The sequence below is a fragment of the Nonomuraea sp. NPDC050691 genome, from assembly GCF_040654455.1.
Lineage (GTDB): Bacteria > Actinomycetota > Actinomycetes > Streptosporangiales > Streptosporangiaceae > Nonomuraea.
This window is the reverse complement of the sequence record NZ_JBFAIA010000041.1, coordinates 1-19087: the sequence shown is the minus strand read 5'-3', so window position 1 is coordinate 19087 and position 19087 is coordinate 1. Positions and strand designations below refer to the sequence as shown.

Genomic DNA, 19087 nt, shown 5'->3' with positions numbered 1-19087 from the left:
GTCGCGTCGATCAGGCGCCGACCTGCGCCGGAACCCCGAAACGGGGCGTCGGCGAAATGCCCGCCGTCCCGAAGGCGTTGTTCCTCCCATAGGCGTGACTCCTCCGCCCCCCGAAGGGAGCGGCTGCTGTCCCTCCCCGGCTGAGGCGGCGGAGCAGGTGACGGCCGAGCCCTGACCGGCCCCCCTCGCCGGCCTCGGGGGCGGTGATCTTCACGGAGGGAGGTCCCATGGAAGCAGGGTCCGCGAACACCGGACCGGATCCGCGGCGGTGGAAGGCCCTCGCGGTCACCCTCGTCGTCGGCTTCATGATCCTGCTCGACGTGACGATCGTGGCGGTGGCGCTGCCGTCCATGCAGCGCGACCTCGGGGCCTCCCCCGCGCAGGTGCAGTGGGTGGTCTCCGGGTACGCGCTCACGTTCGCGCTCTCCCTCGTCCTGGCCGGGCGGCTGGGCGACGCGATGGGCCGGCGGCGCATCTTCCTCGTCGCGCTGGCCGCGTTCGTGTTGTGCAGCATGGCCGCCGGGGCGGCCCCCACCATCGGGCTGCTGGTCGCGGCCCGGCTCGCGCAGGGGATCGCCGCCGGCTTCCTCGCCCCGCAGAACTCCGCCCTGATCCAGCAGATGTTCAGCGGCGCCGAGCGCGGGCGCGCTTTCGGCTTCTTCGGCGCGACCGTCGGCATCTCCAGCGCGGTCGGCCCCATCACCGGCGGCCTGATCCTCGCGCTCGCGGGCGGCGACCAGGGCTGGCGCTGGATCTTCTTCGTGAACGTGCCGATCGGGATGGCCGCGTTCGTCCTGGCCGCCCGGCTGCTGCCGCACGCCCGGGGCGGTCGGCGCGGCACGCTGGATCTGGCGGGCGTGGTCCTGCTGGGCGCCGGCGTGTTCCTCGTCATGTTCCCGCTCGTCCAGGCCGACGCGGGCGGCGTGCACAAGCTCTGGTGGATGTTCCCCGCCGGGGCGGTGCTCCTCGCGGCGTTCGTGCTCTGGGAGCGGCGGGTCGCGGCCCGCGGGCACGAGCCGCTGCTCGCCCCCAAGCTCATCACCGAGACGCGTGGCTACGCGCCGGGCGCGGCGCTCGCGACGGTCTACTTCATCGGCTTCAGCGGCGTCTGGCTGGTCTTCGCGCTCTACTTCCAGATCGGGCGCGGGTTCTCGCCCCTGATGTCGGGGCTGTGCGTCACGCCGTTCGCGATCGGCTCGGCCGGCGCCGCGGTCGTGGCCGGGCGGCTGGTGGAGCGGCTGGGACGGCTGCTGACCGTGCTCGGGCTGGCCGGGGTCGTGGTGGGGCTGTCCGCGGCGGCGCTGCTGCTGGGCTTCGCCTCGCCGGGCCTGGCCGTGTGGGCGGCGATCCCCGCGCTGCTCGTCGGCGGTATCGGCAGCGGCTTCGTGATCTCGCCGAACATCACCATGACGCTCAAGGAGGTGCCCGTGCGGATGGCCGGCGCGGCCGGCGGCGCCCTCCAGACGGGCCAGCGCCTCGGTGGCGCGGTCGGCACGGCGGCCCTGCCGGGCGTGTACTACCTGGTGCTCGCCTCCAGCGGCGACACCTCGGAGGCGGTGACCGTGTCCCTGGGCGCGGCGGTCGCCGGGGTGCTGGTGGCCCTCGCCATCGCCGTGGCGGAGTGGCGGCGGGACGGCCGCACCAGGGCGGCCGGGCCGTGCCCGCCCGAGGTCGCCCACGGCCACACCCACGCCGGCCAGGGCTGACCGCCCCGCGAAAGCCCGGCGCACAGGACGCCCCTTGCCATACCAGGACACGATCCCGCATCATGCCTGGTGGGCTCGGTGCCGCGTCGTGAGCGGCCGGGCCCGAGGGGACCGGGGCTCCATCGCCTGCAGGAAGGGAGCGGACCGCTACCCGGTGGCACGTCTCCAGGAGACAGCGATGTCGCATCGCCCAGACACCCGTACAGCGGACGACCGAGAAGCCGGCGACAGAGCGGCCGGCGACCGCGTGGCCGACCACCAGACCGCGGCCGGCCGAGCCGCCGACGCCCGAGCCGCCGCCGCCGGGCCGGAGTCGCCGAACCTCGACTTCGCGGGCACCACCCCGTACGAGGACTACGTCCGCGCGGACGTCCTCACCCACCTCCAGCACCCCCTGTCCGACGACCCGGGCGAGATGGTGTTCCTGGTCACCACCCAGGTCATGGAGCTGTGGTTCACCGTGATCGTCCACGAGTGGGAGACCGCCGGCCGCGCGCTGCGCGAGGACCGGCTGCCCGTCGCCATGGCCGCGCTGCGGCGCAGCGCGCGCGAGCTGGAGGCGCTGAACGCCTCCTGGCGGCCGTTGGCGCAGCTCACCCCGGCCGAGTTCAACGCGTACCGGGCCGCGCTCGGCGAGGGCTCGGGGTTCCAGTCGGCGATGTACCGGCGGATGGAGTTCCTGCTCGGCGAGAAGTCGTCGTCCATGCTGGTGCCGCACCGGGGCGCGCCGCGCGTCCACGAGGAACTGGAGAAGGCCCTGCACGAGCCCAGCCTGTACGACGAGGTCCTGCACCTGCTCGCGCGACGCGGCCACGCCGTGCCGCGGGCCGTGCTGGAGCGGGACCTGTCACAGCGGTACGAGCCCCGCGCCGAGGTCGAGGCGGTGTGGGCGGAGATCTACTCCGGCGACCCGGACGCCGACCTCGCGCGGCTCGGCGAGGCGCTGACGGACGTCGCCGAGCTGGTGTGGCGCTGGCGCAACGACCATCTGGTGGCGACCCGGCGCGCGATGGGCGCCAAGACCGGCACCGGCGGCTCGGCCGGCGTCGCGTGGCTGGAGAAGCGGGCCGCGAAGACCGTGTTCCCCGAGCTCTGGACGGCACGCAGCCATGTCTGACCCGCACCCGGCATCCCACCTTCCCGAGAAGGCGCGCAAGCTCGACGAGGCGGACCCCCTGCGGGCCAAGCGCGCGGAGTTCGTCCTCGACGACGACACCGTCTACCTCGACGGCAACTCGCTCGGCGCGCTGCCCGCCGTCGTGCCCGCCCGGCTGGCCGACGTCGTGGAGCGGCAGTGGGGGCGGCTGCGCATCAGGTCCTGGACGGAGTCCGGGTGGTGGACGGCGCCGGAGCGCGTCGGCGACCGCGTCGCCCCGCTGGTCGGCGCGGCCCCCGGCCAGGTCGTGGCCGGCGACTCCACCAGCGTGAACGTCTTCAAGGCGCTGGTGGGCGCGGCCCGGATGGCGGGCGAGGAGCGCGACGAGATCGTGGTGGACGCGACGACGTTCCCCACCGACGGCTACATCGCGGAGTCGGCCGCGCGGATGACGGGCCGCCGCCTGGTCGCCGCCGACCCGGCCGAGCTCGTGGACGCCCTCGGTGCCCGTACCGCCGTCGCCCTGGTCAACCACGTCGACTACCTCAGCGGGCGGCTGCACGACCTGCCGGGCGTGACGGCCGCCGCGCACGAGGCGGGCGCCCTGGTGGTGTGGGACCTGTGCCACAGCGCCGGCGCGCTGCCGGTCAGGCTCGACGAGCACGGGGTGGACCTCGCGGTCGGCTGCACGTACAAGTACCTCAACGGGGGCCCCGGCTCACCGGCCTACCTGTACGTCCGCCGCGACCTGCAGCCCCGCTTCGACTCGCCGCTGCCCGGCTGGAACTCCCACCGCGACCCCTTCGGCATGTCGCGGCGGTACGAGGCCGCGGACGGAGCGCTCCGCGGCCGGGTGGGCACTCCCGACATCCTCTCGATGCTGGCCCTGGAGGCGGCGCTGGAGGTGTGGGACGGGGTGCCGATCGAGGTGGTGCGGGACAAGAGCCTGGCCCTGACCGACTTCTTCCTGGAGTGCGTCGCCGCGTACGTGCCGCCGGGACGCGTCGAGTCGATCACCCCGGCCCGGCACGGGGAGCGGGGCAGCCAGGTCGCGCTGCGCTGCGCCGGGGCGGGCGAGGTGATGGACGCGCTGATCGCCCGCGGGGTCGTCGGCGACTTCCGGCACCCGGACGTGCTGCGGTTCGGCTTCACGCCGCTGTACGTGTCGTTCGCGGAGACGGAACGGGCGGCGCGCGTGCTGGCCGAGATCCTGACGACCGGCGCGTGAACGCCGACGCGCGGGACGCCGCCGAGCAGGCCTCGGCCTTCTCCCATCCGCACGTGGAGCCGGACGCCACCGTCTCCTACGGCCCCCACCCCGACCAGATCGTCGACCTCTACGCCCCCCGCGACCGGCCCACCGGCGGGACCTCACCCGCCCCCGGGCCCCGCGAGGCGGCCGCGCCCGCACCGCTCGTCGTCGTCCTGCACGGAGGGGCGTGGCGGGCGGCGTACGACCGGCTGCACGTCTCCCCCTTCGCCTCCTTCCTCGCCCGCCGGGGCCTCGCGGTGGCCTCGGTCGAGTACCGGCGGGGCGGCGCGGCTCCGGGCGCGGCGGGGCGCTGGCCGGAGACGTTCGACGACGTGGCCGCCGCCCTGGACGCCCTTCCCGCCCTCGCGGCGTCCGCGCTGCCCGAGGTCGGCAAGGGCCGCGTCGTCCTCACCGGGCACTCGGCGGGCGGGCACCTCGCGTTGTGGGCCTCGGCCCGCCACATGCTCCCGCCGGGCTCGCCGTGGCGGCTCCCCGGCCCGTCCGTCGCGGGCGTCGTGGCCCTCGCGCCGGTCGCCGACCTCGTACGGGCACGCGAGCTGTCCGTGTGCTCGGACGCCGCGCTCCAACTGCTCGGCGGCCCGGACCGCTTCGAGGAGCGACGCCTGGCCACCGACCCCGCGACGCTGCTGCCCACGGGCGTGCCCACGACGATCGTCCACGGCCGCGAGGACGTCGTCGTGCCGGTCGAGGTCGCCACGTCCTACGCCCGCTCGGCCGCCGCAGCGGGCCAGGCGGTACGCCTCACGCTGGTGGAGGACGCCGGCCACTTCCCGCTGATCGACCCGGCGGCGCACGCCTGCGCCCTGGTCGCCGAGGAGATCACGCGCCTGCTGACTTGTCCGTGACCCGGGAGCACCCGGTGCGGCCGAGGAGGCGGAGGAGCTCTTTCTCCCGGGCCGCGCTGAGCCCCGCCCGGCGCTCTCGGTCCAGTCCCTGGTCACGTTCCCACGCCGGCACGTCCGCGAGCAGGCCGGCCCGCGGTCGCCGTCGGCGGCGGCCGGGACGGATCCGCGACCGCGGCCGGCGGACTACCGGCCCGTGTGAGGGCGGACGTCGATGACCGTCATGCCCGCCGCCAGGGCCGCCGCGACGCCTTCGTCACTGTCCTCGTAGACGGCGCACCGGTCGGGAGCGATCCCGAGCCGGTGTGCGGCCAGGAGGAAGATGTCCGGCGCCGGTTTACCGCGTTCGACGTCCTCGCGGGTGACCACGGTGGAGAACAGGGAGGCGTAGGGCAGGTGTCGCATGGTCCGGGAGATGACGGCGCGCGATCCGCCGGAGGCGACGGCCATGGGCAGCCGGCCGTGCCAGGTCCGGACGACCTCCAGGACGGCAGGGTGCGCTCGGATGCGGTGGGCCTGCCGGAGGAAGTGCTCGTCGCGCCGGGCGACGATCTCGCGCACCGGGACGGGCAGGTCCAGGCCGCCTTCCTCGGTCAGTGCGCCGATCATCTCCGCTGACGACAGCCCGGTGCGGGCGTCGAACCAGGCCCTCTCCAGCGTCACGCCCAGCGGGGCCAGGGCTTCGGTCATGGCGCGGTAGTTGGCGCTTTGGCTGTCCACCAGCGTGCCGTCCCAGTCGAACAGCAGGCCGTCGGCGTCCCTGGGGGCAAGCGGGGAGAGCACGCGACAGTTACGCCTTCCGAGATGCTTTGCGAAAGATGGGCAAATCCTACCTGAACGTCCCTTTGTGCGACTGTCGCGGACAGCGGAGCGATCCGGCTGGAGGGTGAGCGCGGCGACGACGGTCACGCCCATCACCGCGGCGCCCAGCCAGGATGCCGTCGTGTACCCGGCGGCGCCGAAGGCCGGCGGCAGGACTCTTCTCCTCCCCGTGACGTCCCGAGGCCGCCGCTCCCGCTCAGGCGCTCGCCCCGCTGACCTTTGTGGTCCCTCCGGCCCGTCAGGGCAGATGAAGGACGCGCGCGATCCGCGCGGCACCGCCCAGACGGACCACGAGGTCCCTCGGGGCGGCGGCGATCGTGGAAGGGCTGCCGAGGGAGTCGCCCATGTCCACGGCAATGCCGGTGAACCCCTGGCCGGCCAGGTGAGCGGCGAGGCAGGCGGTGCCGTTGGCGTTGGCGACGTCCTCGGGCACGCCGATCGACGGGGCGAACATGCGGGCCGCGACCCGGCCGGAGCGCTCCGGGACGGAGTAGACGTAGCAGCCGAGGAGGCCGAGCCGGTCGCAGGCGGCGCGGAGCCGGTCGAGGTCCGGGTCCAGCGCGGCCAGGGCCGACCGCGTGGCGACCGGAGATCGCGACCCGCGCGCCGTTGCCGCTCGTCGGCGCTCCCTTCCAGCGTCCCGCTCGGCCCTGGCCGGCCGCGGGGGTTGCGGCGCTTCCGGGAACGGGACGGCCCAGGGCTCGTCCTCCAGCAGGAGGCCGTTGGCGAGGTAACCGACGGTCCGGTACCAGCCGGCCAGGACCAGGAGTTCGAGCAGTTGCTCATCCTGGTAGTGGACGCGCAGGGCGTCCCAGGCCGGCTGCGACAGCCGCGCGGTCTCGTGCAACTCGTCGACCGCGTGCAGCAGCGCCGCATGGCGCGGCGGCCAGGAGCCGTCGACCTCGGGGGCGGCCGTCGCCCGCAGCCGCTCCGGGGTCGGCCCGGCCCTGCAGTAGCCGCGGTCAGCGTTCGCAGTACGCCTTGAGACCCCGCGCTTCGGTGTCGATGTATCGGCGGGTGAGCCGATCGGTGAGCAGCCGGACCACACCGGCCAGAGGACCGGAATGATCGATGCTGAGGGTGAGGATCGTTCCGCCTCCCGGGCCCGCGGACAGCAGGTGTCCCCCGACCGTGGTCACCCCAGCTGAGCGCCGAGCCCAGGAGAAGGACCTCTCCTGATCCAGTTCGGTGATCTCCCACTCGGCGCTGCCCAGCCGCGGCTGGGTCAGGCGCGCACGTCGCCCCGGCCGCGTCGGGCCCGAGTCGAGCCACATGGCCGTGGTCACCGTGTCGGTCCAGTCAGGCCACCGCTCGATGTCCAGCAAGACCGTCCAAACGGCCGGGACGGGAGCCGCGACAGTGGTCGACGTCCGCATGAGGATCTCCGTTCCAACAGGGCACACCTTGGCGTACCAAACGGTACATGTACCATGTGGACCATGGCCAAAGGGGCTGCCATGTCAGGCACGGCGAAAGAGGCGCTGCTCGAACGCTGCATCGAGCACCTGCAGGACGTCGGCTTCAGCGATCTCAGCATGCGCGAACTCGCCGCGGCGATCGGCACGAGTCATCGCATGCTGCACTACCACTTCGGGTCACGCGACGGCTTGCTGGTCGAGATCGTCAACCTGATGGAGGCTCGCCAGCGCGCCGCCCTGGCGGCGCTCGAAGCCGACGCAGGCGATCTCACCGACCTGTCCCGAGCCTTCTGGAAGCGCGTCAGCGACCCCGCACTCGCGCCGGCCGAGCGGTTGTTCTTCGAGATCTACGCGCACGCCCTGAACGGACGCCCTTGGGCGGCCGCGTTCCGCGAGTCGGTCGTCAGGGCCTGGACGGACCCGATCGCCGACATGCTCACCAAGCATGGTCTCCCCTCGCAAGAAGCCGGCCGCCTGGCCCGGCTTTCGCTCGCCGTCGGCCGCGGACTGCTTCTGGATCTCCTCGCCACCGGCGACCAGGCGGCGGTCGACGACGCCGCCGACCTCTTCGCCGAGTTGATCACGCGGGTCGAGGGAACACGAGACAACCATGAGCGGTGAGATGAAACATGGTGTGGGCGATCACTGCGACCTGGGGAAGCGCTGAAGAGCGTGTTATCGCGCCCGGACTGTCGCGCCATGGTCGGGCGCACTTTTCTGCACCATGTCCTCCCTGTCGATCCACCGGAAGTCCGGACTGCTGAGCCGGCCGTGACCAGCGGGCCGAGGAGGTCAAGCGCCTCCCGAGCCGTCCATGACCCAGGTGACGGTGCGGGCGACCGGGCCGAAGCCCATCGAGCGGTAGAGCCGTCCCGGCACGGGATAGGCGTCGTCGCCCCGGGGGTACACGACGGCGTGCTCCGCGCCCGCCTCCCGGGCCGCGCGCAGGGCGGCGAGGCACACCGCGCGGGCGAGCCCCCGCCGGCGGTGCCCGGGCAGGGTGCCGGTGGGCTCGATCTCGGCGACGCGCCGCGCCTCGTCCAGCCAGACCAGGCAGTACGCGGCGGCCTCGCCGTCCGGCGTCTCGGCGATCCAGTCCAGGTCCGCCCGGTACGGCCAGGCGGCCCGTACGGCCCGGTAGCTCTCCTCGGTCACCCGTGACGGGTGGAAGGCCGCCCGGTGGACCGCCACGCGGCCCGGCACGCGGGCCTCGTCCACGGCCCGCAGCCGGAAGCCCGGTGGCGGCGCGGGCTCGGGCAGGCCGTCCAGGCCGCGCACCAGATGCGTGAAGAACGGACCGTCGTCGGACGGCCGGTAGCCGGCCCCGCGGAGCGCGGCGGCGAGGTGCTCCTCGGTCTCGAGCACGGTCACGGAACGCTCGCCGGGGACCAGGCCCGCGAACCACTCCAGCACCTCCCCCGCCAGCTCCGGCCGGGCGGGGTCCACGGCCAGGTCGAGGGAGCCGGGCGGCTGGACCCATCCCCAGGCCAGCGTGCGACCGCCGGCACGCCACAGCCGGGTCGGCCACTCGTGCTCCCGCCCGGTGTGCTGGAACCTGCCCCAGGCGAGGTCACCGACATGCCAGCGCGACCGCGGCGACCAGAGACGGCTGCACAGCTCCTGCATGGCCCGCAGATCGGCCGGACCCTCGTACGTGCTGGCGATCACGCCGCCAGTCTGGCGGGCGGCCCGCCCGCGCGCATCCGGTTTTCGGCCGCCCGGGACGTCACCCGCCGGTCGCCGGTCGCCCGCGGGCCCGGCGACGTGGACGCCGTGCCGCTCAGGCGAGGGCCGCGCGGACCGCCTCCTGGGCGGCGTCGCGCAGGCGGGCGTGGACCAGCGCGTTCTCCTCCCGGTCCGTACGCACCTCCACCACGCGCGGCCCCTCGCCCCGCAGCGCCTTGGACAGGTCTCCCAGCTCCTCCACCAGCCGGTACGGCGTGCCGGTCGCGGCGGCCACGTACCCGAGGTCCACCCCGTGCGGCGTGCCGAAGACCCGCTCGAACGGGTCGCGCAGCGCCGCCTGCGGCAGCAGCGAGAAGATCCCGCCGCCGTCGTTGTTGACCACCACCACGCACAGGTCGGGCCGGGGCTCGCGGGGGCCGAGGACGAGCCCGTTCTGGTCGTGCAGGAACGACAGGTCGCCGAGCAGCGCGTACGACGGCCCGTTGTGGGCCAGCGCGGCGCCCATCGCCGTCGAGACGGCGCCGTCGATGCCGGAGGCGCCCCGGTTGGCCAGCAGCCGCAGCCCGCGCCGGGGCCGCATGGCCTGGTCGAGGTCGCGGATCGGCATGGACGAGCCGCAGAACAGCAGGGCGCCGTTGGGCAGCGCGTCGGCCAGGTCGCGGGCCAGGCGCGGCTCGCTCGTGCCCGAGGTGTCGAGCACCTGGTCCACCGCGGCCCGGGCGGCCTGGTCGGCGTGCCGCCAGGAGTTCAGCCAGCCGTCGTCACCGGAGGCCACCGGGATCTCCACGGCCTGCGCCACCTGGGTGGCCGAGCGGGTCGGGTCGGGCCAGCGGTCGAGGTCGGAGGCGACGACGATGTGCTCCTGGGCGCGCTTCAGCCACGACAGCAGCGGGCGCGACAGCCCCGGCCGGCCGAGCGTCACCACCACGTCGGGCGCGTGCGTGTCGGCGAACTCGGGGGTGCCCAGCAGGTAGTGGTAGGTCGAGACGGCGTGGTCGCCGTAGCGGCCGCCTCCGTTCGGCTCCGACAGGACGGGCCAGCCGGCCATCCCGGCGGCGGCGACGTAGCGGCGCACGTTGGCCGCGCCGTCGCCGATCACGAGCACCCCGCGCCGGGTCGGCGCGATGTGCAGGGCGACGGGCGGCGGAGCCACGCGGGTGCGCACCCATGGGCCGGTCGCGTCGCCGTCGAGCGGCTCGCTCCACGAGGTGTCGCCGTCGGGGATCAGCGGCTCGCGGAAGGCGAGGTTGAGGTGGACCGGCCCGGGATCGGCGGGCCCGGTGGCGCGATGGTAGGCGCGGCAGGCCAGCGACCGCCAGTACGCCACCTGGCCGGGACGGTCCTCGGGCGCGCCCACCTCGACGAACCAGCGGGCCGCCGTGCCGTACAGCTTCACCTGGTCGATGGTCTGGTTGGCGCCGGTGCCGCGCAGCTCGGGCGGCCGGTCGGCGGTGAGCACGAGCAGCGGGACGCCCGACTCGCTCGCCTCGATGACGGCCGGGTGGAAGTTCGCGGCGGCCGTGCCCGAGGAGCAGATCAGCGCCACGGGCCGCTCCGAGCGCCGGGCCAGACCGAGCGCCAGGAACGACGCCGACCGCTCGTCCACGCGCACGTGCATCCGCACCCGCGACTCGGCGTGCAGCGCCAGCGCCAGCGGCGCCGAGCGCGAGCCGGGCGCGAGCACGACGTCGGTCAGGCCGCAGCGCACCAGCTCGTCGACGAGCACCGTGGCCAGCGCGGTCGCGGGATTCACCGGGACGCCTCCTGCATTCGGCCGAGCCACCGGGGGGAGTCGATGGCGAACTCTGACAGGGCCCGCTCGTCCACCTCGGGCCGCCGCACGCGCAGCGCGCCACCGTCGGGCGTCAGGGGGGCGGCGGTGACGTCGCCGGACAGCAGCGTCATCGTGCCGAGGCCGCACGCGTACGGCAGCTCGGGCAGGGCGGCGGCCAGCGCGAGCCCGGCGGCCAGCCCCACGGACGTCTCCACGGCGCTCGACACGACCGCGGGCAGCCCGCACGCCTCGACCACGCGCAGCGCCTGCCGCACTCCGCCGAGCGGCTGGACCTTGACCACCGCGATGTCCGCCGCCTCGGCCGCCCGCACCCGCAGCGGGTCCTCGGCGCGGCGGATCGACTCGTCGGCGGCGATCGGCACGTCGCAGGCGCGCCGCACCCGGGCCAGCTCCTCCAGGGTGGCGCACGGCTGCTCGGCGTACTCCAGGCCGAAGCGGTCGAGCTCCTTCAGCCGTCGCACCGCCTCGTCGGCGCTCCAGGCGCCGTTGGCGTCCACGCGCAGCCGCCCGGACGGCCCGAGGGCGTCGCGCACGGCCTCCACCCTGGCCAGGTCGTCGGCGAACGTCTGGCCCGGCTCGGCGACCTTGACCTTCGCGGTGGCGCAGCCGGACCGGCGTACCAGCTCGAACGCCCGCTCGGCCGGCACGGCCGGAACGGTGGCGTTGACCGGGACGGTGTCGCGGACCGGCGCGGGCCAGCCCTCGAAGGCGGCCTCGCGCGCGCAGGCCAGCCAGCGCGCGCACTCCCGCGGCCCGTACTCGGGGAACGGCGAGAACTCGCCCCAGCCCGCCGGACCGCGCAACAGCACGCCCTCCCGGGCCGTCTGCCCGCGGAACCGGGTGCGCATCGGGATCCGGAACACCACGGGATCGCGGGTCAGCCCCCACTCCCCTCCGCCGGCCATGTCACCGGTCACCCCGCCGGCCATGCCATCGGTCACTCCGCCGGCCATGCCATCGGTCACTCCGCCGACCGTGTCGCCGGTCACGCCCGCGCCCTGCCCGTCCACGCCGGGTCGCGCGCCCCACCCTGCCACCACCGCGTCACCACTGAGTCAGTACCGATCTGTCGCCACTAACCTTACGAGCATGCCGAGCACGTCGTCGCATCCGGACCGCCCGTTGCGGGCGGTCGTCATGCCCCCGGGCCCCGAGCTGTTCTCGGCGGTGCGCGACGCGCTGAACGGCGACGGACCGGCCGTGCTGCCGCTGGCCCCCGGACCGGCCGCCGACGCCGCGATCGCCGCGCTGCGCCCCGCCGACGTCAACGGCGAGCCTCTGGAGGGCGGCCGCGGCGTGCCCGGCGACGTCGCCGTGGTGATCGCCACCAGCGGCAGCACGGGCGCCCCCAAGGGCGTCATGCTCTCCGCGCGGGCGCTGCGCGCCTCGGCCGCCGCGTCGCTGCGCCGCCTCGGGGCCGGCAAGGGCGAACGGTGGCTGTGCTGCCTGCCGCCGTCGCACGTGTCCGGGCTCCAGGTGCTCGTCCGGGCGCTGCTGAGCGAGACCGAGCCGATCGTGCACGACAGGTTCGACCCCGAGCGGGTGCTGACCTCCGGCGCCCACCACGTGTCGCTGGTGCCCACGCAGCTCCACCGGCTGGTCGGCATGCGGGCCGACCTGTCGGTGTTCGCCACGATCCTGCTCGGGGGCGCGGCGGCCCGTCCCGCCCTGCTGGACGAGGCGCGCGACCTCGGCGCGCGGGTGGTGACGACGTACGGGATGAGCGAGACGTGCGGGGGCTGCGTGTACGACGGCCGCCCCCTCGACCACGTGGACGTGAAGGTGGGCGACGACGGCCGGATCCGGGTGGCGGGGCCGGTGCTGTTCTCCGGCTACCGCTCGGGTGAGCCGGTGCCGCGCGACGGCGCCTGGTTCGTGACCTCCGACCTGGGCGAGCTGTCCGGCGGGCGGCTGCGCGTGCTGGGCCGGGCCGACGACGTGATCAACACCGGTGGCGAGAAGGTCGTGGCGGGCGCGGTGACCGCGGTGCTCGGCGAGCATCCGGAGGTGGCCGACGTCGCGGTCGTCGGCCGGCCCGACCTCGAGTGGGGCGAGGTGGTGGTGGCCGTGGTGGTGCCCGCCGACGCCTCCCGCCCGCCGACGCTGCCGCAGTTGCGCGCCTACTGCGCCGACCGGCTGCCCGCCTACGCCGCGCCCCGCGAACTGCGCCTCGCGCCGCGCCTGCCCCTGCTGCCCAACGGCAAGCCCGACCTCGTACGTCTGCGCTCCGAAGCCTGACCCCGGCCCGCCCGGCACACCGGCCACGGGCCGCGTGACCACCTGCGCACGGCCCGCTCGACGCGCCGGCGCAGGAACCCGATGACCATCCGGTGCGTCAAAGTGGAGAAGAGCAAGGGAGGAGCCTTCATGGATCAGACCCGCAAGATGTGGGCATCCGCGGCGGTCGTCGGCGTCATCGTCGTCGGCGGCGTCTCGGTCGCGGCGGCCGCCTCGGCGGGCAGGCTCGAGAAGGTCTCCAAGGAGACCAAGGCCGTGGTGCAGGTCGACTCCGGCCAGGTGGCCGAGCTCACCGGGCAGACGCCCGAGCCGTCGTCCGACACCGTGGTGTCCCGGGACGTGAACCCCGACCCCGACGCGGTCATCGACTACTGGACCGACGAGCGCATGGAGGACGCCGAGCCCATGCCGATGCCCGAGGGCGAGCCCGGAAAGGTGACCGAGGGCCCCTCAGGAGTGGTGCCCGACGGCGATCCGGGCCAGGTCAGCGGCAACTAGCCGCCCGCAGGCCGCACGTACCCGGGGTGGGCCGCCGCCGAGGCGGTCCGCCCCTTTTTCGTCCACGCGGGAACAAATAGCGGCAAATGGCGTTATTGATACTGGTGCGCCGAGCGGCCCGTACCGCCCCACCACAATCTGCCCGATCGCTTCTACTCCGTATGGAGGAGGTGTCCTCATGCCCCGAACCGCCGTGGCGACCCCACCCGCGACCCTCGACCAGCTCCTTGACCGAGGGCGAGCACAGGGTCACCTTTCTCTCGCGGAGCTGCGTCACGCGTTCGCCGAGGCAAGGATCAACCCTGCCGAGGGCCGGTCGATCCTTCGCGAGCTCACCGAGGCGGGCGTCAGCCTGGCCGCCGAGGACGAGCCGTCCCTGGGCCGGTCCGCACGCACAACCGCGAGAAAGACCACCACGACGAAGACCGCTACCAAGCGCCCGGCCAAGCCGAAGTCTACCGGCTCCGGTGCCGCCGAGTCCAAAACCGACATCACGCCCGTTCCCCCTCTGAGCGAGGCCCGCGACGACGCGCCCGCGGCCCCCAGGAAGACCCGGGCCAAGTCCACCGCGAAGACCGGCTCCGAGGCACCGGCCGACGCCGAGCCGGACCCCGACGCCCTCGCCATGGGCGGCGAGGATGCGGAGTTGGAGGCCGAGGAGGTCCTGGACCTCGACGACAACCAGTCGGCCATGGGCGACTCGGTCCACACGTACCTCAAGTCGATCGGCCGCCGCACGCTGCTCACCGCGGCGCAGGAGGTCGAGCTGGCCCGGCGCATCGAGGCCAGCCTGTACGCCGAGTACAAGATGGAGACCGACCCCACCCTGTCCGTCGCCGCCCGCGAGGACCTCGAGATGGTCGTCGAGGACGGCAGGCAGGCCAAGGACCACATGCTGGAGGCCAACCTCCGCCTGGTCGTCTCGGTCGCCAAGAAGTACACCGACCGCGGCATGTCGCTGCTCGACGTGGTCCAGGAGGGCAACCTGGGCCTCATCAGGGCGGTGGAGAAGTTCGACTACACCAAGGGCTTCAAGTTCTCCACGTACGCCATGTGGTGGATCCGCCAGGCCATCCAGCGCGGCTTCGCCGACTCGGCCCGGACGATCCGGCTGCCCGTGCACGTGCTGGAGATGCTCTCGAAGCTGTCGCGCGTCGAGCGTGACATGCACCAGCGCCTCGGCCGCGAGCCCACGCCGGAGGAGCTGGCCAGGGAGCTGGACAAGACGCCCGACCAGATCGAGGAGCTGCTGCGCACCAGCCGCCAGCCGATCTCGCTCAACGCGACGATCGGCGAGGACGGCGAGACCACGATCGGCGACCTCATCGAGGACGTCGACTCCCCCGAGGCGTCGGAGATCGTCGACCGCCAGCTGCTGGGCGACCAACTGCGGGGCGTGCTCGACAACCTGTCGCCGCGCGAGTCGAAGATCATGGCGCTGCGGTTCGGCCTGGTGGACGGCAAGCCGCACACCCTCGACGAGATCGGCAAGCACCTGGGGCTGACCCGGGAGCGTATCCGGCAGCTCGAGAAGGAGTCGCTGTCCAAGCTGCGCCACCCGAGCAACACCCGGCCGCTGCTCGACTGGGCCAGCTGACACCTCGCGCGTCGCGGGATCCGTCGTCCCGCGACGCCCGCTGGGCGCCGTCCCGGCCTGACAGACGTCCTGGGCGCGACACTGCGCGCACCACGAAAAGCCCCGGCTCTCCAGCCGGGGCTTTCACCATGTCCGCTTCTCGCCGCGCTCAGGCCGAGGCGGATGACCGCTTGAGACCTCGGTCAGCGCACCGCGGGGACCGGGCGCGGGATGCGCGGGATGCCCCACAGACGGTTCTCCTCGCGGAGGGTGCGCAGCCGCTCGACCTCGTCGGTCCACAGCCTTCCCGCCGGCGTCGCCTTGGCCTTGCGGCGGGCGATGCGGTCGTCGTAGGAGCGGACGCCGAACGTGGCCCGCTGCCCCGCCTCGGCGGCCCGAAGCGCCTCGGTCAGCGCCTTGTCGAACGCCAGGCCGGCGCCCAGCAGCACGATCTCGTCGGCGTCGGCGGCCCGCAGGTCACGCAGTGTCCGCTCGGCCTGCCTGGCCTTCTCCAGCAGCTCGGGGAAGCTCTTGGAGATCTCCTGATCCGCGTGGTAGCGGACCTCGGCCTCCCGGCTCACCCGCGGACGGAAAAACGCCATCGGCTCTGCCCCTTCGCGCAGTCGTTCTGTTGTCCGCGACAAGGGTACGCCCCTCGGCGACACACCACGTCATCGGACCACGGCGACGGCCTTTACATAGTAAGATCCCGGCATGCCCGCCAAGAGGCCACCCGTCCCCCTGTCCCGCGAGCGCATCATCGAGACCGCGCTCCACATCGCCGACACGCAAGGGTTGCGCCGGCTCACCATGCGCCGGCTCGGCGACGCCCTCCAGGTGGAGGCCATGGCCATCTACCACCACCTGCCGCGGGGCAAGGAGGCGCTGATGGACGCGCTGGCCGAGCACGTCACCGCCATCCACGTGGAGCCGGGCACGACCTGGCAGGACACCGCCCGGGCGTGGTGCCGGGCCGCCCGCGAGCTGCTGCGTGACCACCCGGGCGTGCTGGCGCTCGCGCTGACAAAGCCGCCCAAGGGCGCCACCGCGATCTCCATCAGGGAGCAGACGGACCAGCTCTCAGAGGCGGGCCTGCCGGACGCGGCCGAGGCGGTGCGGACGCTCCGGGCGTTCGTCTTCGGCAGCGTGGCGGTCGAGGTGCAGCAGTCGGGCTGGGCCGACCCCGAGGTGGACGAGTGGGTACGCCGCGACGAGCGGGCCGACGCCGACTTCGAACGCGGCCTCGACGCGCTGCTCAGGGGCCTGCGCGCCTAGCACCGCCGTCGCGACGGGCCGCGGCGCCTGCTGATCACGTGAATCACCCACCACAGAGCCGTGTTCTGGCTAGGGTGGCGAATTCACGATCAAGGAGGACGCACCATGAAGCAGACCGTGGCCCTGCGGATCGGCCGGTCGGCGCTCGTGACGGCGCTGGCCGGGGGCGCCGTGCTGACGGGCGTCGCGCCCGCGGCGAACGCCGCCCCCGCCATCACCGCCGCATCCGCCGCCTCCGCCGCCTCCGCCGCGCAGACGTTAGGGCCGTTCGGGTACGGCCGCATCAAGCTCGGGATGAGCGAGGCGCAGGCCAGGGCGACCGGGCTGGTCGTCCGCAAGAAGATCAAGGCTCCCACCACGTGCTCGACCTATGACCTGAAGGCGCACCGGTACGGGGGTGACCGGGCGGGGTTGTTCATCTCGAAGAAGCGGGGCGTGGTCACGATCTCCGCGCCCGGCGCCGTCAAGACGCCTCAGGGCATCGGCAGGGGCTCCACCCCCGCACAGCTGAAGGCCGCGTACCCCAAGCTGAAGCAGAGCGCGCTGTACGGGACACCCATCGTCCCCGTGCCGGGCAACCCCAAGGCGTCCTACGTCTTCCTCGTGTCGAAGCGCATGGTCGTCGGCGTCGTCCTGATCCTGACCGCGCAGGACTGCCTCAGATAGCGGCCCGCCTGGAGGAGCGCTACAGAAGATCTCGCGCCCCGGCCGGGCAAAGGGTTGCGAACATAGTGGCGTGTCGAGCTTGGCCCGTTATCCTGCATAAGGCACGCTGTGTCGAGGGTCACACCATCCGGGCATCCTCCTCTAACAGTCCGAACGGACTATGTCGGATTATGTGACATACGCCGCACACTTGCTAAGACAATCAGCCCGAGCCGCTCCCGTGCCCACGGGGGCCTTCCACGAGATATCGGAGGCACGCCGATGTGCCCGCACGACCCGGTCTGTCCGTCCGCCGAGGCGCCCGACCGTGAAGCAGCACGCACTGTCGCGTGCCACCCCGAGCAGGGGTGGAGCCTGCTCTGCAACGGCGTGGTCCTGTTCGAGGACACCGGGGAGCTGCTGCCGGGCGGCACCGCCATCGCCCCGCACCGCCCCGTCGTGGGCGCCGCCTGAGCTGCGCGTCCTCGCCGGGCGTCGCCGTGCGGCTCTGAGGCCGGCGCCCGGGGCCACCGCCCCTGAGGCCGCCGGGCACGCGCCGCCCGGTCCTCCCCTCACCGTCAGGACCCACCGGGATCCACCAGGCCGGTCCACCCGCAAGCCCCCTGGGGCGCACCAGACCGGCCTTCAGAACCCACCCGGCCGAGACCGGTCCTCCTCAAGCCCACCGGCCCGGAGCGGCCCGGGAGTATCGGTCACGCCGGCGATCACGCGTACGACATGATCCAACCGGCGACCAGCTCGCCCACCCGGGCGGGATCCTTCTTCAGGTCGTGCCCCTCCCCCGGCAGCACCACGAGCCGTGCCGCGTCCGCGGCGTCCGGCACCCCGAACGGGTCGCGGTCCCCGTTCACCACGAGCACGTCGACGCCCGCGCCGCGCAGCTCGTCCGCCCTGGAACGTTCCGGCTTGCCGGGCGGGTGCAGCGGGAACGCGAGCGCGACCACGGCCGCGGCCCCGACGTCCTTGGCGGTGCGGCAGGCGACCCGCGCGCCGTTGCTCCGCCCGCCCTGCACCAGCGGCAGGTCCGGCACGGTCGAACGCAGCCCGGCCAGGACGGCGCGCCACGCCTCGTCCTGCCGCTCCGCGGAGCCGGGGGCGCGGGCCCCCGCGAGCCTGAACGGCTGCGTCACCCGGGCCACGCTCGCCCCCGCCGCGAGGGCCGCGTCGCGCACGGCCAGCAGGTCGGGCGCGTCGACTCCCCCGGCCGATCCGTGGGTCAGCACGAGCAGCAGCCGGGGCCGCTCCGCCTCGTCCACCTGGACCAGCGCGGGCCCGCGCGGCGTCATGACCTCCATGCGAGAACCGTATCGGGCGCCGCCCCGCGACCGCCCTCCGGACCCACCGCGAGCGTACGGGGCCCGGTGGCCCCGTACCCGGGGATGACGCGTGAATCGACCCCAGGTCGGATGACAGCGCCTCCTGCCGGGCGCAGGATGGGGTCCATGCCTGACATGCGCCCCGTTCGTGAAGACCTCCAGGCGACGCTCGACGCGCGCCGCGACCTCGGACCGGACTACGAGGCGGCGCTGGTCGAGTCGTTCGCCGACCGGCTGGACGCCACGATCGCGGCCCGCGTCCAGGCCGAGCTCCACCGCCAGGGCCCCGTTCCGGGCCGGCCCCGGCGCACGGGGCCGCCGCTGATGCCGCTCGCCCTGGGCTCGATGGGGCTCGGCATCCCGCTGACGGCCATCGCCGCGATCAACACCGGCCTCCTGGGCCTCTCGGTGACCTGGATCGCCATCGCGGTCATCAACGTGGCCGCCGCCATGGCGTACGTGCGCCGCCCCTGACGACAGAACCTTGGGGAAGGGCCTTCGACCGGCCGAGGACCTCCCCGGGAGGCGCTCAGGCCTCTCACACGGAGATCTCCCGGAGGCGTTCAGTCCTCACGCGGAGAACTCCCGGGGACATGCTCACGCCCTCACGCGCGGACCTCCCGGGGTGATGGAGAGCTCAGGCCCTTCGACGCGGGGACCTCCGGGAAAAGGGGGGCGGGGGTCTCTCCGGGGAAGGGCTCAGGCGTCGCGGTCGCGGCGCAGGCGGACCTCGGCCGCCAGCGTCTCGTCCTCGTGGTCCAGGCCGTACGCCCAGACCTGCTCGGTCGCGATGATGGGCGGGATGTTCTTCCTCACCTTCTACCTGCAGATCGTGCTCGGCTTCAGCCCGGTCCAGGCGGGAGCGCTGATGATCCCCTTC

At 73.9% G+C, this 19087-nt stretch carries 20 protein-coding genes; 12 read left to right on the top strand and 8 right to left on the bottom strand.

Annotation, left to right across the window (positions count from 1 at the left end):
- Window positions 1–227: 227 nt before the first annotated feature.
- From AB0H81_RS17775 to AB0H81_RS17760, 4 genes are all read left to right on the top strand, one after another.
- Window positions 228–1706, top strand: coding sequence for an MFS transporter (locus AB0H81_RS17775; RefSeq protein ID WP_358375550.1), 1479 nt, complete (start codon window positions 228–230; stop codon window positions 1704–1706).
- A gap of 178 nt (window positions 1707–1884) precedes the next feature.
- The gene (locus AB0H81_RS17770; protein WP_358375548.1) at window positions 1885–2823 is read left to right on the top strand and encodes a tryptophan 2,3-dioxygenase family protein; all 939 of its coding nucleotides are present in this window, start codon (window positions 1885–1887) and stop codon (window positions 2821–2823) included.
- Window positions 2816–4030, top strand: coding sequence for a kynureninase (gene kynU, locus AB0H81_RS17765; RefSeq protein WP_358375546.1), 1215 nt, complete (start codon window positions 2816–2818; stop codon window positions 4028–4030). The genes AB0H81_RS17770 and kynU overlap by 8 nt, the downstream gene beginning before the upstream one ends.
- Window positions 4027–4920, top strand: coding sequence for an alpha/beta hydrolase (locus AB0H81_RS17760; protein WP_358375544.1), 894 nt, complete (start codon window positions 4027–4029; stop codon window positions 4918–4920). The genes kynU and AB0H81_RS17760 overlap by 4 nt, the downstream gene beginning before the upstream one ends.
- A 183-nt stretch (window positions 4921–5103) precedes the next feature.
- On the opposite strand, the gene AB0H81_RS17755 is transcribed toward AB0H81_RS17760, so the two are convergent.
- The 3 genes from AB0H81_RS17755 to AB0H81_RS17745 all read right to left on the bottom strand — a co-directional run bounded on the left by AB0H81_RS17755 (window position 5104) and on the right by AB0H81_RS17745 (window position 7115).
- Window positions 5104–5700 carry an HAD family phosphatase gene (locus tag AB0H81_RS17755; protein ID WP_358375542.1) on the bottom strand — a complete coding sequence of 199 codons (597 nt, stop codon included), beginning with the start codon at window positions 5698–5700 and terminating at the stop codon, window positions 5104–5106.
- Window positions 5701–5977: 277 nt separating this feature from the next.
- Window positions 5978–6586 (bottom strand): PhzF family phenazine biosynthesis protein, encoded by a 609-nt coding sequence (locus tag AB0H81_RS17750; protein ID WP_358375540.1) that lies wholly within the window; start codon window positions 6584–6586, stop codon window positions 5978–5980.
- Window positions 6587–6701: 115 nt separating this feature from the next.
- Window positions 6702–7115, bottom strand: a complete 414-nt coding sequence (locus AB0H81_RS17745) for an SRPBCC family protein (RefSeq protein ID WP_358375538.1) — start codon at window positions 7113–7115, stop codon at window positions 6702–6704.
- 63 nt (window positions 7116–7178) lie between these two features.
- Between AB0H81_RS17745 and AB0H81_RS17740 the strand changes: the two genes are divergently transcribed.
- A complete protein-coding gene (locus AB0H81_RS17740; protein ID WP_358375536.1) occupies window positions 7179–7778 on the top strand; it encodes a TetR/AcrR family transcriptional regulator in 600 nt (199 codons plus the stop codon).
- Between the two features lie 171 nt (window positions 7779–7949).
- Here AB0H81_RS17740 and AB0H81_RS17735 read toward each other — a convergent pair whose 3' ends face one another.
- From AB0H81_RS17735 to AB0H81_RS17725, 3 genes are all read right to left on the bottom strand, one after another.
- A complete protein-coding gene (locus tag AB0H81_RS17735; RefSeq protein WP_358375535.1) occupies window positions 7950–8825 on the bottom strand; it encodes a GNAT family N-acetyltransferase in 876 nt (291 codons plus the stop codon).
- A gap of 112 nt (window positions 8826–8937) precedes the next feature.
- Entirely contained in the window at window positions 8938–10596 is a 1659-nt protein-coding gene (gene menD / locus AB0H81_RS17730; RefSeq protein ID WP_358375533.1) for a 2-succinyl-5-enolpyruvyl-6-hydroxy-3-cyclohexene-1-carboxylic-acid synthase, read from the bottom strand.
- Entirely contained in the window at window positions 10593–11543 is a 951-nt protein-coding gene (locus tag AB0H81_RS17725) for an o-succinylbenzoate synthase (protein WP_358375609.1), read from the bottom strand. The genes menD and AB0H81_RS17725 overlap by 4 nt, the downstream gene beginning before the upstream one ends.
- 184 nt (window positions 11544–11727) lie before the next feature.
- On the opposite strand from AB0H81_RS17725, the gene AB0H81_RS17720 reads away from it, so the two are divergent.
- From AB0H81_RS17720 to AB0H81_RS17710, 3 genes are all read left to right on the top strand, one after another.
- On the top strand, window positions 11728–12876 hold the full coding sequence (locus AB0H81_RS17720) for an AMP-binding protein (RefSeq protein ID WP_358375532.1): 1149 nt from the start codon (window positions 11728–11730) through the stop codon (window positions 12874–12876).
- 129 nt (window positions 12877–13005) lie between these two features.
- Window positions 13006–13374 carry a hypothetical protein gene (locus tag AB0H81_RS17715; RefSeq protein WP_358375531.1) on the top strand — a complete coding sequence of 123 codons (369 nt, stop codon included), beginning with the start codon at window positions 13006–13008 and terminating at the stop codon, window positions 13372–13374.
- A gap of 178 nt (window positions 13375–13552) precedes the next feature.
- A complete protein-coding gene (locus AB0H81_RS17710) occupies window positions 13553–14971 on the top strand; it encodes an RNA polymerase sigma factor (protein WP_358375528.1) in 1419 nt (472 codons plus the stop codon).
- Between the two features lie 182 nt (window positions 14972–15153).
- Here AB0H81_RS17710 and AB0H81_RS17705 read toward each other — a convergent pair whose 3' ends face one another.
- Window positions 15154–15552, bottom strand: coding sequence for a hypothetical protein (locus tag AB0H81_RS17705; protein WP_358375527.1), 399 nt, complete (start codon window positions 15550–15552; stop codon window positions 15154–15156).
- A gap of 112 nt (window positions 15553–15664) precedes the next feature.
- Here AB0H81_RS17705 and AB0H81_RS17700 point away from each other — a divergent pair, with 112 nt between their 5' ends.
- The 3 genes from AB0H81_RS17700 to AB0H81_RS17690 all read left to right on the top strand — a co-directional run bounded on the left by AB0H81_RS17700 (window position 15665) and on the right by AB0H81_RS17690 (window position 17344).
- On the top strand, window positions 15665–16225 hold the full coding sequence (locus AB0H81_RS17700; protein ID WP_358375525.1) for a TetR/AcrR family transcriptional regulator C-terminal domain-containing protein: 561 nt from the start codon (window positions 15665–15667) through the stop codon (window positions 16223–16225).
- Window positions 16226–16330: 105 nt separating this feature from the next.
- Window positions 16331–16891 (top strand): hypothetical protein, encoded by a 561-nt coding sequence (locus tag AB0H81_RS17695; protein WP_358375523.1) that lies wholly within the window; start codon window positions 16331–16333, stop codon window positions 16889–16891.
- Window positions 16892–17152: 261 nt separating this feature from the next.
- A complete protein-coding gene (locus tag AB0H81_RS17690; protein WP_175590377.1) occupies window positions 17153–17344 on the top strand; it encodes a DUF5999 family protein in 192 nt (63 codons plus the stop codon).
- 251 nt (window positions 17345–17595) lie between these two features.
- Here AB0H81_RS17690 and AB0H81_RS17685 read toward each other — a convergent pair whose 3' ends face one another.
- Window positions 17596–18186 (bottom strand): alpha/beta family hydrolase, encoded by a 591-nt coding sequence (locus tag AB0H81_RS17685; RefSeq protein WP_358375521.1) that lies wholly within the window; start codon window positions 18184–18186, stop codon window positions 17596–17598.
- A 147-nt stretch (window positions 18187–18333) separates the two neighbouring features.
- On the opposite strand from AB0H81_RS17685, the gene AB0H81_RS17680 reads away from it, so the two are divergent.
- Complete coding sequence (locus tag AB0H81_RS17680) at window positions 18334–18681, top strand: hypothetical protein (RefSeq protein WP_358375519.1); 348 nt, start codon at window positions 18334–18336, stop codon at window positions 18679–18681.
- The last annotated feature ends 406 nt before the right edge of the window (window positions 18682–19087 follow it).

Excerpts from the sequence above, each read along its gene's own strand:
- AB0H81_RS17775 (WP_358375550.1), top strand. The coding sequence starts at position 228 with ATGGAAGCAGGGTCCGCGAACACCGGACCGGATCCGCGGCGGTGGAAG.
- AB0H81_RS17770 (WP_358375548.1), top strand. The coding sequence starts at position 1,885 with ATGTCGCATCGCCCAGACACCCGTACAGCGGACGACCGAGAAGCCGGC.
- kynU (WP_358375546.1), top strand. The coding sequence starts at position 2,816 with ATGTCTGACCCGCACCCGGCATCCCACCTTCCCGAGAAGGCGCGCAAG.
- AB0H81_RS17745 (WP_358375538.1), bottom strand. The coding sequence starts at position 7,115 with ATGCGGACGTCGACCACTGTCGCGGCTCCCGTCCCGGCCGTTTGGACG.
- AB0H81_RS17740 (WP_358375536.1), top strand. The coding sequence starts at position 7,179 with ATGGCCAAAGGGGCTGCCATGTCAGGCACGGCGAAAGAGGCGCTGCTC.
- AB0H81_RS17725 (WP_358375609.1), bottom strand. The coding sequence starts at position 11,543 with ATGGCCGGCGGAGGGGAGTGGGGGCTGACCCGCGATCCCGTGGTGTTC.
- AB0H81_RS17720 (WP_358375532.1), top strand. The coding sequence starts at position 11,728 with ATGCCGAGCACGTCGTCGCATCCGGACCGCCCGTTGCGGGCGGTCGTC.
- AB0H81_RS17715 (WP_358375531.1), top strand. The coding sequence starts at position 13,006 with ATGGATCAGACCCGCAAGATGTGGGCATCCGCGGCGGTCGTCGGCGTC.
- AB0H81_RS17710 (WP_358375528.1), top strand. The coding sequence starts at position 13,553 with ATGCCCCGAACCGCCGTGGCGACCCCACCCGCGACCCTCGACCAGCTC.
- AB0H81_RS17705 (WP_358375527.1), bottom strand. The coding sequence starts at position 15,552 with ATGGCGTTTTTCCGTCCGCGGGTGAGCCGGGAGGCCGAGGTCCGCTAC.
- AB0H81_RS17700 (WP_358375525.1), top strand. The coding sequence starts at position 15,665 with ATGCCCGCCAAGAGGCCACCCGTCCCCCTGTCCCGCGAGCGCATCATC.
- AB0H81_RS17695 (WP_358375523.1), top strand. The coding sequence starts at position 16,331 with ATGAAGCAGACCGTGGCCCTGCGGATCGGCCGGTCGGCGCTCGTGACG.
- AB0H81_RS17690 (WP_175590377.1), top strand. The coding sequence starts at position 17,153 with ATGTGCCCGCACGACCCGGTCTGTCCGTCCGCCGAGGCGCCCGACCGT.
- AB0H81_RS17685 (WP_358375521.1), bottom strand. The coding sequence starts at position 18,186 with ATGGAGGTCATGACGCCGCGCGGGCCCGCGCTGGTCCAGGTGGACGAG.
- AB0H81_RS17680 (WP_358375519.1), top strand. The coding sequence starts at position 18,334 with ATGCCTGACATGCGCCCCGTTCGTGAAGACCTCCAGGCGACGCTCGAC.